The 14316-nt window shown below is 69.6% G+C and carries 12 protein-coding genes; 7 read left to right on the top strand and 5 right to left on the bottom strand.

The window, feature by feature from the left end; all coding sequences use genetic code 11:
- Nucleotides 1-21 precede the first annotated feature (21 nt).
- Nucleotides 22-900, top strand: a complete 879-nt coding sequence (locus PWF70_RS12500) for a DUF4333 domain-containing protein (RefSeq protein WP_006360389.1) — start codon at nt 22-24, stop codon at nt 898-900.
- Between the two features lie 16 nt (nt 901-916).
- On the opposite strand, the gene PWF70_RS12495 is transcribed toward PWF70_RS12500, so the two are convergent.
- Nucleotides 917-1873 carry a 5'-3' exonuclease gene (locus tag PWF70_RS12495; RefSeq protein ID WP_006360388.1) on the bottom strand — a complete coding sequence of 319 codons (957 nt, stop codon included), beginning with the start codon at nt 1871-1873 and terminating at the stop codon, nt 917-919.
- Between the two features lie 84 nt (nt 1874-1957).
- Here PWF70_RS12495 and PWF70_RS12490 point away from each other — a divergent pair, with 84 nt between their 5' ends.
- Nucleotides 1958-3100, top strand: coding sequence for a M24 family metallopeptidase (locus PWF70_RS12490; RefSeq protein WP_006360387.1), 1143 nt, complete (start codon nt 1958-1960; stop codon nt 3098-3100).
- Here PWF70_RS12490 and PWF70_RS12485 read toward each other — a convergent pair whose 3' ends face one another.
- Nucleotides 3101-3502 (bottom strand): PPOX class F420-dependent oxidoreductase, encoded by a 402-nt coding sequence (locus PWF70_RS12485; protein WP_035751598.1) that lies wholly within the window; start codon nt 3500-3502, stop codon nt 3101-3103.
- Nucleotides 3503-3566: 64 nt separating this feature from the next.
- Here PWF70_RS12485 and dprE2 point away from each other — a divergent pair, with 64 nt between their 5' ends.
- The 4 genes from dprE2 to PWF70_RS12465 are packed head-to-tail and all read left to right on the top strand — an operon-like array spanning nt 3567 to nt 7100.
- Nucleotides 3567-4334 carry a decaprenylphospho-beta-D-erythro-pentofuranosid-2-ulose 2-reductase gene (gene dprE2, locus PWF70_RS12480; protein ID WP_006360385.1) on the top strand — a complete coding sequence of 256 codons (768 nt, stop codon included), beginning with the start codon at nt 3567-3569 and terminating at the stop codon, nt 4332-4334.
- Complete coding sequence (locus tag PWF70_RS12475; RefSeq protein ID WP_006360384.1) at nt 4331-5590, top strand: bifunctional cobalt-precorrin-7 (C(5))-methyltransferase/cobalt-precorrin-6B (C(15))-methyltransferase; 1260 nt, start codon at nt 4331-4333, stop codon at nt 5588-5590. Before dprE2 ends, PWF70_RS12475 begins: the two co-directional genes overlap by 4 nt.
- Nucleotides 5587-6360, top strand: a complete 774-nt coding sequence (gene cobM / locus PWF70_RS12470) for a precorrin-4 C(11)-methyltransferase (RefSeq protein WP_075863257.1) — start codon at nt 5587-5589, stop codon at nt 6358-6360. The genes PWF70_RS12475 and cobM overlap by 4 nt, the downstream gene beginning before the upstream one ends.
- A complete protein-coding gene (locus PWF70_RS12465; RefSeq protein ID WP_006360382.1) occupies nt 6357-7100 on the top strand; it encodes a cobalt-precorrin-6A reductase in 744 nt (247 codons plus the stop codon). The genes cobM and PWF70_RS12465 overlap by 4 nt, the downstream gene beginning before the upstream one ends.
- Here PWF70_RS12465 and PWF70_RS12460 read toward each other — a convergent pair.
- From PWF70_RS12460 to PWF70_RS12450, 3 genes are read right to left on the bottom strand one after another with little or no spacing between them, the layout of a single operon-like run.
- The gene (locus PWF70_RS12460) at nt 7053-8630 is read right to left on the bottom strand and encodes a precorrin-2 C(20)-methyltransferase (RefSeq protein WP_279938656.1); all 1578 of its coding nucleotides are present in this window, start codon (nt 8628-8630) and stop codon (nt 7053-7055) included. The genes PWF70_RS12465 and PWF70_RS12460 overlap by 48 nt on opposite strands.
- A gap of 2 nt (nt 8631-8632) precedes the next feature.
- The gene (locus tag PWF70_RS12455) at nt 8633-9256 is read right to left on the bottom strand and encodes a precorrin-8X methylmutase (RefSeq protein WP_035751714.1); all 624 of its coding nucleotides are present in this window, start codon (nt 9254-9256) and stop codon (nt 8633-8635) included.
- 13 nt (nt 9257-9269) lie between these two features.
- Nucleotides 9270-10451, bottom strand: coding sequence for a ferredoxin-like domain-containing protein (locus PWF70_RS12450; RefSeq protein ID WP_006360379.1), 1182 nt, complete (start codon nt 10449-10451; stop codon nt 9270-9272).
- A gap of 85 nt (nt 10452-10536) precedes the next feature.
- On the opposite strand from PWF70_RS12450, the gene cobN reads away from it, so the two are divergent.
- The gene (gene cobN / locus PWF70_RS12445) at nt 10537-14292 is read left to right on the top strand and encodes a cobaltochelatase subunit CobN (protein ID WP_442903302.1); all 3756 of its coding nucleotides are present in this window, start codon (nt 10537-10539) and stop codon (nt 14290-14292) included.
- Nucleotides 14293-14316 lie beyond the last annotated feature (24 nt).

Below are 14316 nucleotides of genomic sequence, written 5' to 3'. Positions count from 1 at the left end.
GAGCCGAGTGGGAGGGGACTCATGACCGACCCGAACAACCCGAATCCGTCCCAGCCCCAGCAGGGCCAGCCCGGCTCCGGCGACAAGACCGAGATCGTGAACACGGGCGGTTCCCAGGAGGGCGGCTCGCAGGCCGACCCCACGACGATGGCGCCCAACCCCGGTTACGGACAGCCCCAGCAGGATCCGTTCCAGGCGAATCCCTACCGGCAGAACCCCTACCAGCAGGCTCCCGGATACGCGCCCGGAGCGCAGGCACCGGGCCAGCCGGCCCAGAACCAGCCGACACAGGTCGGGTACCCCGGGGCGCAGCCCGGCCAGTACGGGCAACCCGGTGGTCAGCCCGCCTACGGTGCCCCGAACCAGGGTGCGCCCAACTACGGCGGACCCGCGCAGCCCTACGGTCAGCAGCCCGACCCCGCACAGTACGGTGCCGGACAGTACGGTGCCGGTCAGTACGGTGCGCCCGGCCAGTACGGTCAGCAGCCCTACAGTCAGCCGCAGCAGACCCCGGGCGCCTACGGCCAGAACCAGTTCGGCGGACCCGACCAGTTCAGCGGCATGGCGACGCCCAAGTCGAACAAGACGCTTCGGACGCTGCTGTTCGCCGGTGGCGGTGCGCTGATCGTGATCGCCGCGATCATCCTCATCACCGCCTTCGTCGCCCCCGGCTGGGCCCCGAAGAACCTCGACCAGCAGGCAGCCCAGGACGGCGTGCAGCAGATCCTCACCGAGGACTATCAGGCCAGCGATGTCAGCAATGTGAAGTGCCCGTCCGGCCAGCGCGTCAAGGAGGGGTCGTCGTTCACCTGCTCGGTGACCGTCGGCGGACAGGACCAGCAGGTCACCGTCACCTTCATCGACGACGAGGGTCGCTACGAGGTCTCGCGTCCCAGCTGACACGAGACCGCGCTGATCAGGCCTTGGGCCAGCCCAGCGCCTTCGACAACCGACCCACCGACGCCCCGATGCCCAGCTCCTCGACGAGCGCGGCCAGGGCCTCGGGGTCGGCCGGTTCCGACGGCAGCAGATCCGGGCCGCTGTCGATGGTCTCCGCGTCGGTGCGCACCGAGACGACGGTGCGGGCCGCCTCCAGGTAGTCCTCGGCGGCGAGCAGCGCCTTGCGTGCCCGCGTCGGGACCTTCGACGACGAGTCCCGGGCAGCCGCTTCGAGCGCGTCCAGGCTGCCGTATTCGCTGATCAGTTTCGCCGCGGTCTTCTCGCCGATGCCCGGTACACCGGGGAGGCCGTCCGACGGGTCGCCGCGCAGCATCGACATCTCCGCGTAGCCGATCCCGGCGCGATCGGCGGGTACGCCGTACTTCTCCCCGACCTCGACCGGCCCCATCATCTCCGCCTTCGCCAGTCCGCGCCCGACGTAGAGCACCCGCACCGGGACCGGATCATCGGAGACCACCTGCAGCAGATCGCGGTCACCGCTGACGACGACCACCGGATGCTCCGCCTCCTCCCAGGCGAGTGTTCCGATGACATCGTCGGCCTCGCAGCCGACCGCCCCCGAGGTCGCGATCCCCGCGGCGGCAAGGACATCCATGATCATGTCGACCTGCGGCGTCAGCGTGTCGGGCACTTCTTCGACGTCGATGGTCTCCGTGCCCGTGGCGTCGGTCGCACCGTCCTCGACCGCGACGCGGTGCGCCTTGTACGTCGGGATGAGGGCGGTACGGAACTCGGGACGCCAGTCGAGGTCGAGGCACACGACGAGCCGCGTCGGGTGTTCGCGTGTCACGAGATTCGCGATCGTGTCGATGAATCCCCGGACCGCGTTGACCGGTCGCCCGTCGGGGCTGGTCATCTTCTCGGGCAGGGCGTAGAACGACCGGAACCACAGGCTCGCACCGTCGAGCAGCATCAACGAATCCGTCACCTCCACACTCTCGCATTGACGGTGTCGCCGCGTCACCACGACCCGCACACCCGGCGGTAGTCTTCGACCATGGCTGCCACATCGACCACCGCCGGCCCGGCGGCACCGCTGTTCGATCCCGAGGTGTACCGCGAACGCATGCGACGCGCCGCGGAACTCACCCGCGACGCCGGCCTCGACGCGCTGGTGCTGGCGCCCGGTCCCGACCTGCGATATCTCGTGGGTTCGCGCGCCGACACCTTCGAACGCCTCACCGCACTCGTCATCCCCGCAGCGGGGGACCCGAAACTCGTCATCGCGCGCCTCGAGGTGCCGTCGCTGTCCGCCTCAGCCGTCGGCGACCTCGGCATCGAGGTGGCCGACTGGGTCGACGGCGACGACGCGCACGGTCTCGCGCTCTCCGGTCTGCCGTCGAATCCGACCATCGCGGTGTCGGATTCGATGCCCGCCCTGCACGTGATCCCGCTGGCCCGGCACACCGGCGCCACACCGCAACTCGCCACCGCAGTGCTGCGCGAACTCCGAATGCTCAAGGACGACGCGGAGATCGAGGCCCTGCGTCGTGCCGGCGCGGCCATCGACCGCGTCCATGCCCGGATGGGTGAATGGCTCAAGCCCGGACGCACCGAGCGGGAGGTCTCCGACGACATCGCGGCGGCGATCCTCGAGGAGGGCCACACCGAGGCCGCGTTCATCATCGTCGGTTCCGGACCCAACGGCGCCGACCCGCATCACGAGTTCTCCGACCGGGTCATCGAACGGTCCGACATCGTCGTCATCGACATCGGCGGACCGGTCGAACCCGGTTACAACTCCGACTCGACCCGCACCTACTGTTTCGAACCGCCCGCCGCCGACGTCGCCGACGCGTACGCCGCCCTGCACGAGGCGCAGCGGACTGCAGTCGCCGCCGTACGTCCCGGAGTCACCGCCGCCTCCATCGACGCAGCCGCCCGCGACCTGCTCCGCGAACGCGGCCTCGCCGAGGCGTTCATCCACCGCACCGGACACGGCATCGGCCTCTCGGTCCACGAGGAGCCCTACATCGTGAACGGCAACGACATCACCCTGCGCCCCGGCATGGCCTTCAGCGTGGAGCCCGGGGTGTACTTCTCCGGCCGCTGGGGTGCCCGCATCGAGGACATCGTCGTGGTCACCGAGGACGGCTGCGAGTCCTTCAACAACCGCCCGCACCAGCTGGTGCAGCTGTAGCTACCCCAGCAACGACGCCGACCCGAGCACCCGGGACACGCTGATCTCGATGACCACACGTCGAGGGTTGGGCTTCGGCTGCCGGTACCGCTGTGCGTAGCGCTGCTCCGCCTCGTGCACGCGTTCCGGTTCGCGGCTGACCCGCGCCGGACCCTCGAGGGTGAGCCAGCGGGGACCGTCGACGTTCGTCACCGCCGCGTAGCCGCCGCGCTCGACGTTGCGCACCTTCTGGCTGCCGTCGAAGGTGATCACCCGCGCCAGCCCGGCTTCGGGGTCCCAGGTGAAGCCCACGGCCACCGAATGCGGTGTCCCATCGGCCCGCAGCGTCGTGAGGGTGCCGAGATGGCGTTCGGTCAGGAACTCGAGTGCGGCGGGGCCGATGTCGGCAGCGGTACGTGACATGTCTGCCACGCTAGCGCCGGTGGGGTGACTTCGACGTGTCGGGGCTGGTGCGATACTGCTGTGCATGGCGTCTGAGACATCTGCGGGTTCGCTGGTCCTGTTCGGCGGCCGCAGTGAGATCGGTGTGGCCACCGCTCAGCGTTTGGCCGACGGGCGGACGGTGGTCCTCGCGGCCCGTCGGCCCGACGACCTCGCCGATCAGACCGCACTGCTTCTCGAGGCGGGCGCGACCGCCGTACACACCGTCGGCTTCGATGCCGACGACACCGACACCCACCCCGGGCTGATCGCGTCCCTGCTCGACGACTTCGGCCCGATCGGTATCGCGATCGTCGCGTTCGGGATCCTCGGTGACCAGACGCGCGCGGAAGCCGATGTCGCGCATGCCCTGCAGATCGCGCACACGGACTACTACGCCCAGGTCAGTGTGCTGATACCGCTTGCCGCCGCCCTGCGCGCACAGGGGTCCGGCACGATGATTGTCTTCTCCTCGGTCGCAGGGATCCGCGTGCGCCGGGCCAACTTCGTCTACGGCTCCACCAAGGCCGGGCTCGACGGCTTCGCCAGCGGTATGGCGGATTCGCTGCACGGCACCGGCGTCCGGCTGCTCCTCGCCCGACCCGGTTTCGTGATCGGCGCGATGACCAAGGAACTGATGGAGTCCGGGGTGAAACCCGCACCGTTCTCGAAGACTCCGGACCAGGTCGCCGATGCCGTCGCCCGCGCGTATCGCAAGGGGCGTGGTGAGGTTTGGATCCCGTCGGTGTTGCGCCCGATGTTCTTCGGCATGCGTCTGCTCCCTCGCGCGGTGTGGCGGAGACTGCCCCGATGAGTTCCACACCGTCGAATTCGGGTGTTCCGCCGCGCTTCGTGGTCGTCGGCATCGGCGCCGATGGTTGGCGCGGTCTCGGCGACGCCGCACGCGACGAACTGCGTGGTGCCCACGTGATCTACGGGGCGAGAAGGCAACTCGCACTCCTCGACGACGCCGGGCACGAGCTCACCGGCACGCGTGAGGTGTGGCGCTCGCCGATGTCGTCGCATCTCGCCGAAGTCCTCGAGAACGCCACCGGCCGTGTACACATCCTCGCCAGCGGCGATCCGATGTTCCACGGCGTCGGCGCCAGCATCGTCGCGCGGGTCGGGCCCGATCAAGTGCGGGTCGTCCCCACGGTGTCCAGCGCGAGTCTGGCGTGCGCGCGTCTCGGCTGGGACCTTGCGACGACCAGGATCGTCAGTGCCGTCACCGCCGACCCCGAGGTGGTCCTCACCGAGGTCACCGGCGGCGGACGTCTCCTCGTTCTCAGTCGGAACGAGATGACACCCGCTTCCGTGGCAGAACTGCTCTCGCAGAACGGATTCGGCGATTCGTCGATGACTGTCCTCGAACAGCTCGGTGGACCGGACGAGCGCATCCGTTCCTCGACCGCGGAATCCTGGGCACCTTCACCCGTGGACCCGCTCAACATCGTGGCCGTCGACTGCGTCGGACCACGTCGCAGCCGGATGCCCGGCCGCGACGACGACACCTACGACCACGACGGCCAGATCACCAAGTCCACGATCCGCGCGATCACTGTCGCCGCTCTCGAACCGGCCGGGGCGCAGCTCCTCTGGGACATCGGCTCAGGATCCGGAAGTGTGGCCATCGAATGGTTGCGCGCCGACGACCGGGGACGGGCGGTCGCCTTCGAGCAGAACGCGGACCGGGCGGAGCGGCTCACCGCCAACGCTCGCCGGCACGGCGTCGGTCATCGCCTGACGCTGCGCGGCGCCGCACCCGAAGCCCTTTCCGACGCACCGCCTCCCGACGCGGTGTTCATCGGCGGCGGCCTCGACGAGAAGGTCCTCACCTCCGCGTGGAACGCACTGCGACCGTCCGGACGGATCGTCGTCAACGCCGTCACCGTGGAGAACCAGGAGATCCTGGTCCGCTGGCATGCGGAACGCGGCGGCACCCTTCGGCGCCTGTCCGTGGAAACAGTCGCACCCCTGGGGACGATGAGCACCTGGCGGCCCGCGCTGCCGATCGTCCAGTGGGCCGCAACCAGAGACGACACAGCAGACAAGGCGGGATCGACGACATGACCGTCTATTTCATCGGCGCCGGGCCCGGCGCTCCCGACCTGATCACGCTGCGTGGCGCTCGGCTGCTGGGGGAGTGCCGCACCTGCCTGTATGCCGGGTCACTGGTACCCGGCGACATGCTCGAGTTGTGCCCCGACGACGCCGTCCTCGTCGACACGGCGCGAATGCCGTTGCCCGACATCGTCGATCACATCGTCGCCGCCCACGAACGCGGACACGACGTCGCCCGTCTCCACTCCGGTGACCTCTCGATCTACTCGGCATTGGCAGAGCAGCAACGCGAACTGCGTGCACGGGGCATTCCGTACGAGATCGTGCCCGGGGTACCCGCGTTCGCCGCCGCGGCCGCTGCTCTCGACACCGAACTCACCGTCCCCGGAGTGGGGCAGAGCCTGCTCATCACTCGGGTGTCGACGCTGTCGACCGACATGCCCCACGGCGAGGACCTGGCGAACCTCGCCGCAACCGGTGTGACACTCGCCCTCCATCTCGCCGCACACCGTGCCGGACAGATCGTCGAGGCGCTCGCACCGCACTACGGATCGGAATGTCCCACGGCGACCGTCGCTTTCGCGAGCCGACCGAACCAGCAGGTGGTGCGCTGTGCACTGAGCCGTCTACCGGAGACCCTGGACGCCGCCGACATCCGCAAGACCGCGATCATCTTCGTCGGTCGCGTGCTCGACGCCATGACGCATCCCGAGGTCACCGACAGTTACCTGTACTCCCACGCGCGAATGACGAAACTCCGCGAGACACCGCACCCATGACCGATGAACAGATCCTCATCCTCGGCGGCACCGGGGAGGCACGAGCACTGGCGGCGTCCCTGACCGAGACCGGGAGGTCGGTCATCAGTTCACTCGCGGGCCGCGTGGACAATCCGCGCCTCCCGGTGGGCCCGGTCCGCATCGGCGGCTTCGGAGGAGTCGACGGCCTGCGGGAGTGGCTGCTCAGCAACCGGATTCAGGCCGTCATCGACGCCACGCATCCGTTTGCGGCGACCATCACCCGGAACGCGGCGCAGGCCGCGTCGGAAGCGGGGGTGCCGCTGCTCCGGCTGCGTCGTGAACCCTGGGTCCCGTCCGACGCCGACCGCTGGATCCGCGTACCGGATCTCGCCACCGCTGCCGACGAGGTACGGCACCGCGGCAACCGGGTGTTGCTGACCACGGGTCGCCAGGACGTCGGCGAGTTCGCCGGCATCGACGACGTCTGGTTCCTGATCCGGGTCGTTGATCCGCCGACCGCGGAACTCCCTGCGCACCACGAAATTCTGCGGTCACGCGGGCCCTACGACTACGACTCCGAGCTTGCACTCCTGCGCGAGAATCGGATCGACCTGCTGGTCACCAAGAACAGCGGGGGATCGCTGACGAAGGCGAAACTCGACGCCGCCGCGACGATGGGGATCGACGTGATCGTCGTCGACCGTCCGATCGAGCCCGACGTCCCGGCGGTGTCAGAGGTTGCTGCCGCCCAGGCTTGGCTCGAGCGGCTGCTCGGTTGAGACCTGTTCCGGTTCCTCGGTGGGAGTGTGCCGGCGCGGGGTGAACACCAGCGGACCCCCGGCGCGGGACACCGCTCGGGTCGCCGACGAACCGATGATGAGCAACGTGCGCATGTCGACCACTTCGGGGTCGAGGCCGGCCACGGTCGTCGTGGTCAGTGACTGCTCCGGACCGCCCACATCGCGACCGAGGACGACGACCCGGTCGGATGAGACCGTCTGCAGCAGCGTGTGTTTGAGGGCCCCGACCTGCCACGACCGGCTGGCCGAACCCGGATTGTAGATCGCGATGACCAGGTCGGCGGCCAAGGCGGCACGGATGCGGCGCTCGATCACCGACCACGGCTTGAGCCGGTCGGACAGCGAGATCACCGCGAAGTCGTGACCGAGCGGCGCACCGACGGCCGCCGCGACGGCGGTCGCCGCCGTGATCCCCGGAACCACGCGCACCCGAACGTCATGCCACTGCGGTTCGGCGGCCACCTCGGTCACCGCGGCCGCCATCGCGAATACGCCCGGATCGCCCGACGACACGACCGCCACGCGCGCTCCGCGTCGGGCGAGATCGAGAGCGAACTCGGCACGCTCGGACTCGACCCGGTTGTCGCTCGCATGGACGCGCTGGCCCGGTCTCGGGGTCACCCGCTTGAGGTAGGTTGTGTACCCGACGAGGTCGGTCGCGGTGGCGAGTTCCGCGCGGACTTCGGGTGTCGTCCAGCTGTCGTGACCCGGTCCGAGACCGACGACCACCAGTTCGCCCGGTACCGGTTCCGGCTCGAAGCGCGGGTTGTTCCGTCGGCCGGGAACCACGAGGATCGAGAAGTACGGCACCTCAGCCGGATTCACCTCCGCCGCCGGCAGCACACGCTCGACGGTGGTCGACGCCCGTTCGACGTAGAAGGCCTCGTCGAGGCGGCCGGCCTCGCGCAACGCCTCCCGCACCCGTTCGAAGGTGCGGCCCAGTTTCATCACCACGATGGCGTCGGCCGAACGGAAGCGGAACAGCAGCTCTTCCGTCGATGCCGTACCCGGGACGACCGTCAAGGTCTCGTCGCCCTCCACCAGCGGAACACCGGTGGCCGCCGACGCCGCGCTCACCGACGTCACACCCGGCACGATCTCCGCATCGAAGTGCGGGGACAGCCGCTTGTGCATGTGCATGTAGGAGCTGTAGAAGAGCGGATCCCCCTCGGCGAGAAGGACGACGTCCCGGCCCGCGCGCAGGTGGACGGCGAGCCGTTCCGCGCTCTCGGCGTAGAAGTCGTCGAGTGCACCCTGATACCCGCCGGGATGGTCGGTGGTCTCGGTGGTGACCGGGTACATGAGACGCTCTTCGGTCTGGTCTTCGCGCAGATAGGGTTCGGCGACCGACCGCGCGATGCTGTTGCCGTGGCGCGCACAGTGATACGCGACCACGTCGGCGGTGCTGATCACCCGCGCGGCCTTGACCGTCATCAGTTCGCTGTCGCCGGGCCCGAGGCCGATTCCCCAGAGCTTGCCGGGCCGCTGATCATCGTTGACTGCAGGCACATTCACTCCTGAGGGGTGGCGAGCGCGTTGACGGCGGCGGCGGTGATCGCCGACCCACCACGACGACCGGTGACGGTGATGAACTCGAGATCGGTGCGGGCAGCGAGGGCCTCGCACGACTCCGCGGCGCCGACGAAACCGACGGGCGCGCCGACGATCGCGGCCGGGCGGGGTGCGCCCTCGTCGATCATGTCGAGCAGGGCGAACAACGCGGTCGGGGCATTGCCGATCGCGACGACCGCGCCCTCGAGGCGTGGCAACCAGAACTGCAGGGCAGCAGCGGTTCTCGTGGTGCCCATCTCCTCGGCCAGAGCGGGGAGACCCGGTTCGGAGAGATGGCACAGCACCTCGTTGTCGGCGGGCAGACGCTTGCGGGTGATGCCGGACGCCACCATCGACGCGTCGCAGAGGATCGGTGCTCCGGCCTCGAGTGCCCCGCGGGCCGCGCGTACGACGCCGGGTGTCGCGATGACGTCGCGTGTGAGATCGGTCTGTCCGCAGGCGTGGATCATCCGGACGACCACGGTCGACACGTCGGAGCCGAAGGCGGACAAGTCCGACTCGGCCCGAATCGTCGCAAAGGACTGGCGGTAGATCGCGGCGCCGTCGCGCAGGTACTCGGTCATGATGCGCACGAGCCTAGCGGCGACGCCGGTCGTACCCGCCGTCGGGCGTGGCCTGCACCGACAGGTGTGTACCGGCGGGGGAGCCGCAGCGACGCTCGCACCCCACCCAGTGTTCGCGATCGCCTACCGGGAGGCCGGCCTCGACATGGGCGAGCAGGTCCTCGCGCACCGGGGCGTTGGCCGATCCGCAGCCCGGGGCGCCCACACAACAGCTGAGCCGTGCCCACGGCGAGTTCGCGTCGAAGATCAGGCCCATCGGTGCGAGCACCCGCACCACGGTCTCGGCAACGCCTTCACCGAGGTCACAGATCAGGATCTCCCGGTCCGGGGTGAAGACCACCGGCGACTCCACCGCGCCGATGAACTCGGCGAGGCGCGCGGGCAGGCGGCCGAGTTCGACGACCGAGCCGAGCAGCACCGATCCGTCGTCCTGGTCGAACCAGCCCACGATCGGCTCCACCGGGGCCGCTACGTCGTCTTCGTCGGATTCGACGGTGGGGGCCAGGTTCTCGGCGACGAGCCGCTCCAGGCGGTGGCGGTCCTCGGCGCCGAGATCGCGGACGCGCCAGGCGCCGGGCGCCACCGCGTTCAGACCGGCGGCCACCGAGATGAGTGCCTCGACGATCCCGGGCACCCCTCCGACCGATCCGACCGCGACGCCGCCGACCAGGATGTCGGCGACCACAGGTTCGGCCGAGCGCGCCACGGCACACGCGTCGGCGCCTCGGCGCCGGATGTCGCCGCGACCGTCGTCGACCCCGAACAGGAAGCGTCCCGAGATCGAGGTGGCCGCGGGATCGGCGCGCAGCGCGTCGTCGAGTGCCGCTGTCAGCGGACCTGCGTCGATGACACCGCCGATGCGGCCGGTCAGCGGGCTGACCTCGATGTTCCGGACCTTGTCGTGCGACGAGCTGGGCGCGAGGCCGGCGCTCACCACGGCGTCGGCCACGGCCTCGACGTCGGCGATCCCGCGCAGCTGCAGGTTCCCGCGCGCGGTGAGCTCGAGGAAGCCGTCGGCGTGAGCAGCCGCAGCCTGGGCGAGGGTGGTGAGCTGATCAGCGCGGATCCGGCCTCCGGGAAGCCGGATCCGGGCCAGTGCGCCGTCCTGCGCCTCGTGCGTGCTGAACACGCCGGGGCAACGATCCGCGGATTCCCGGATCGCCGTGCCGGGAGCGGGTTCAGCCGCTTCAGTCATCCCACCAGCCTACGACCGGACCAGGTGACGACTCCGCCGACCGGTCGCCGTAGGCTGAGACCCAACCGCGAGCGGGCTGAAGCCGGTGAGATTCCGGCGCGGTCGCGCCACTGTGAAGGGTCCCGGTAGACGCCGGTGCCCCAGCCAGACCAGTCCCTCGCACACACCCGACACTCCGGGCGCGACAACCCGGCGAGGAGACACGATGATCCTGCTGTTCTCGACCTCGGACACCGATCTGCTGACCGCGGCGGCCGCCGGCGAGGCGAACCCGGAAGTGGGGTTCCGCGGCGCGAATCCCGCACGACTGCTCATCGACGAGATCCCGGCACTGGCCGCCGACGCCGACCTGATCGTCGTCCGCATCCTCGGTGGAACGCGTGCCTGGGAAGAGGGACTCGCCGCGGTCGAGGCGACCGGCAAACCGCTGGTGGTGTGTTCCGGCGAGCAGCAACCGGACCCGGACCTGATGGCCCATTCGACGGTGCCGGCCGGTGTGGCCGCCCAGGCCCACGACTACCTCGCCGCCGGCGGCGTCGCGAACATCGTCAACCTGCATCATTTCCTCTCCGACACCGTGCTGTTCACCGGATACGGCTTCGAGCCGCCGCAGCAGACCCCGGCGTGGGGAATCCTGGAGCGCGCGCAGCGGGAGAATTCCGATGCACCGACCATCGCGGTGCTCTATTACCGCGCCCAGCACCTCGCCGGGAACACCCGCTACATCGACGCGCTCTGCAGCGCCATCGAGGAGCGAGGCGCCCGGGCGCTGCCGATCTTCTGTGCGTCCCTGCGTACCGCTCCCGACGACCTGATCGAGCTGCTCGGCACGGTCGACGCTCTCGTGGTCACGGTCCTGGCGGCCGGCGGCGCGACCCCGGCGACCGCATCGGCCGGCGGCGACGACGAGGCGTGGAACATCGAACAGCTTGCCGCACTCGACATCCCGATCCTGCAGGGCCTGTGCCTCACGGGTTCCCGGGCGGACTGGGAGGCGAGCGACGACGGTCTCTCACCGCTCGATGTCGCAACGCAGGTGGCGGTGCCGGAGTTCGACGGCCGGATCATCACCGTCCCGTTCTCCTTCAAGGAATTCGACGACGACGGCCTTCCCTGGTATCGGCCGGATCCCGAGCGCTGCGCCCGCGTGGCGGGCATCGCGGTGTCGCATGCACAGCTGCGCCGAATTCCGGCCGCCGACAAGCGCATCGCCGTCATGCTGTCGGCGTATCCCACGAAGCACGCCCGCATCGGCAACGCCGTCGGCCTCGACACCCCTCGGAGTCTGCTGCGTCTGCTCTCGGCCCTGCGCGCGGCCGGTTACGACATCGGACCGGAATCCGGTCCCGGTGCGATACCCGGTTTGGCAGAAGACGATTCGGATGCGCTGATCCACGAGATCATCGCGACGGGCGGTCAGGACCCGGATTGGCTGACCGAGGAAACCCTCGCCGCCAACCCGATCCGCCTGCCCGCCGCGGAGTACCGCGACTGGTTCGAGACGCTGCCGGAAGAACTGCGCAACGGCGTCGTCGAACACTGGGGCGAGGCACCCGGCGAGCTGTTCGTCGACCGGTCGAACAATCCCGACGGCGACATCGTCATCGCTGCACTGACTTTCGGCAACATCGCGATCATGGTGCAGCCGCCGCGCGGGTTCGGCGAGAACCCGGTGGCGATCTACCACGACCCCGACCTGCCGCCGTCGCATCACTATCTGGCGTCGTACCGGTGGATCGCCGCCCGACACGCAACGGGGCAGGCCGGTTTCGGTGCGGACGCGATCGTGCACGTCGGAAAGCACGGCAACCTCGAATGGCTGCCGGGCAAGAACCTCGGCATGTCCGCCAACTGCGGAACCGACGCCGCCCTGGGCGATCTCCCGCTCATCTACCCGTTCCTCGTCAACGACCCGGGGGAGGGGACCCAGGCCAAGCGCCGGGCCCACGCGGTGCTCGTCGATCACCTGATCCCGCCGATGGCGCGCGCCGAGTCCTACGGCGACATCGCCCGCCTCGAGCAGCTGCTCGACGAACACGCGAACATCTCCGCCCTCGACCCGGCGAAGCTTCCGGCGATCCGCCAGCAGATCTGGACGCTGCTCACCGCGGCGAAGATGGACCACGACCTCGGACTGACCGAACGCCCGGACGAAGAGGTCTTCGACGACATGCTCCTGCACGTCGACGGCTGGCTGTGCGAGATCAAGGACGTCCAGATCCGCGACGGCCTCCACGTCCTCGGCGAGGCCCCCCGCGACGACGCCGAGGTCGACCTCGTCCTCGCGATGCTGCGCGCCCGTCAGCTGTGGGGCGGAACGTCGGCGTTGCCCGGACTCCGTGAGGCACTGGGCCTTGTCGAGGACGGCACCGCCGAACGCGGGACCGTCGACACCGTCGAGGCGCAGGCCCGTGAACTCGTCGCCGCATGTGCCAAGGACGACTGGTCGGAGGCTGCCGTCGCCGAGGCCACCGCCGGATTGCCCGACGCGGTCGCCGACGTCCTGCGTTTCGCCGCCGGCGAAGTCGTCCCGCGTCTGCGGCAGACCACGGGGGAGGTGCCTCGCGTGCTGCACGCCCTCGACGGCGGCTTCATCCCCGCCGGCCCCAGTGGCTCTCCGCTGCGCGGACTGATCAACGTGCTGCCGACCGGCCGCAACTTCTACTCCGTCGACCCGAAGGCCGTGCCTTCGCGGCTGGCGTGGGAGACCGGACGCGCGATGGCCGACTCACTGCTGGAACGCTATGTCGCCGACCACGGCCACCACCCGGCGTCGGTCGGCCTGTCGGTGTGGGGGACCAGCGCGATGCGCACGTCCGGTGACGACGTCGCCGAGGTCCTCGCACTGCTCGGCGTCATGCCGGTGTGGGACGAGATGTCACGCCGCGTCGTCGATCTCGAACTCATCGACCTCGCCGAACTGGGCCGTCCGCGTATCGACGTCACGGTCCGGATCTCCGGGTTCTTCCGCGACGCCTTCCCCCACGTGGTGGCGATGCTCGACGACGCGGTCGCCCTCGCCGCCTCAGCCGACGAGCCCGACGACCAGAACTTCGTCGCCGCCCACGTCCGCGCCTCGATGGCCGATCACGGCGACCGTCGCCGCGCCGTCACCCGGGTCTTCGGTTCCAAGCCCGGAACCTACGGCGCAGGGATCCTGCAGCTCATCGACTCCCGCGACTGGCGCAGCGACGAGGACTTGGCTCGGGTCTACACCGAGTGGGGCGGCTACGCCTACGGGCGCGGACTCGACGGCGTGCCCGCGGTCGACGACATGCGCGCGGCCTACAAGCGGATCGCGGTGGCCGCGAAGAACACCGACACCCGCGAACACGACATCGCCGACTCCGACGACTACTTCCAGTACCACGGCGGCATGGTCGCGACCGTCCGCGCGCTCACCGGAACGGCACCCGAGGCGTACATCGGTGACAGCACCCGGCCCGACTCCGTTCGCACCCGGACGCTTTCGGAGGAGACCGCCCGCGTGTTCCGCGCCCGCGTCGTCAACCCGCGCTGGATCTCGGCGATGCAGCGCCACGGCTACAAGGGCGCCTTCGAGATGGCCGCGACCGTCGACTACCTCTTCGGTTACGACGCCACCACCGACGTCGTCGCCGACTGGATGTACGAGAAGCTCACCGAGTCCTACGTCCTCGACGAGACCAACCAGGAGTTCATGCAGCAGTCCAACCCGTGGGCACTGCACGGCATCGCCGAACGACTGTTGGAAGCCGTCGAACGTGACATGTGGCACGAACCGCCCGCCGACCTCCTCGATCAGCTGCGCAACGTCTACCTGCAGACCGAGGGCGACATCGAGGCCCGCGGCGAAGACTGAACCCCGGGAGAAAAATCGCCCCGT

The organism is Gordonia sp. Swx-4, from assembly GCF_030316175.1.
Lineage (GTDB): Bacteria > Actinomycetota > Actinomycetes > Mycobacteriales > Mycobacteriaceae > Gordonia > Gordonia alkanivorans.
This window is presented reverse-complemented; position numbering and strand designations above follow the sequence as displayed.

Bases quoted from the DNA above. Each gene is read 5' to 3' on its own strand.
- PWF70_RS12500 (WP_006360389.1), top strand. From the start codon at position 22: ATGACCGACCCGAACAACCCGAATCCGTCCCAGCCCCAGCAGGGCCAG.
- PWF70_RS12495 (WP_006360388.1), bottom strand. From the start codon at position 1,873: ATGCTGCTCGACGGTGCGAGCCTGTGGTTCCGGTCGTTCTACGCCCTG.
- PWF70_RS12490 (WP_006360387.1), top strand. From the start codon at position 1,958: ATGGCTGCCACATCGACCACCGCCGGCCCGGCGGCACCGCTGTTCGAT.
- PWF70_RS12485 (WP_035751598.1), bottom strand. From the start codon at position 3,502: ATGTCACGTACCGCTGCCGACATCGGCCCCGCCGCACTCGAGTTCCTG.
- dprE2 (WP_006360385.1), top strand. From the start codon at position 3,567: ATGGCGTCTGAGACATCTGCGGGTTCGCTGGTCCTGTTCGGCGGCCGC.
- PWF70_RS12475 (WP_006360384.1), top strand. From the start codon at position 4,331: ATGAGTTCCACACCGTCGAATTCGGGTGTTCCGCCGCGCTTCGTGGTC.
- cobM (WP_075863257.1), top strand. From the start codon at position 5,587: ATGACCGTCTATTTCATCGGCGCCGGGCCCGGCGCTCCCGACCTGATC.
- PWF70_RS12465 (WP_006360382.1), top strand. From the start codon at position 6,357: ATGACCGATGAACAGATCCTCATCCTCGGCGGCACCGGGGAGGCACGA.
- PWF70_RS12455 (WP_035751714.1), bottom strand. From the start codon at position 9,256: ATGACCGAGTACCTGCGCGACGGCGCCGCGATCTACCGCCAGTCCTTT.
- PWF70_RS12450 (WP_006360379.1), bottom strand. From the start codon at position 10,451: ATGACTGAAGCGGCTGAACCCGCTCCCGGCACGGCGATCCGGGAATCC.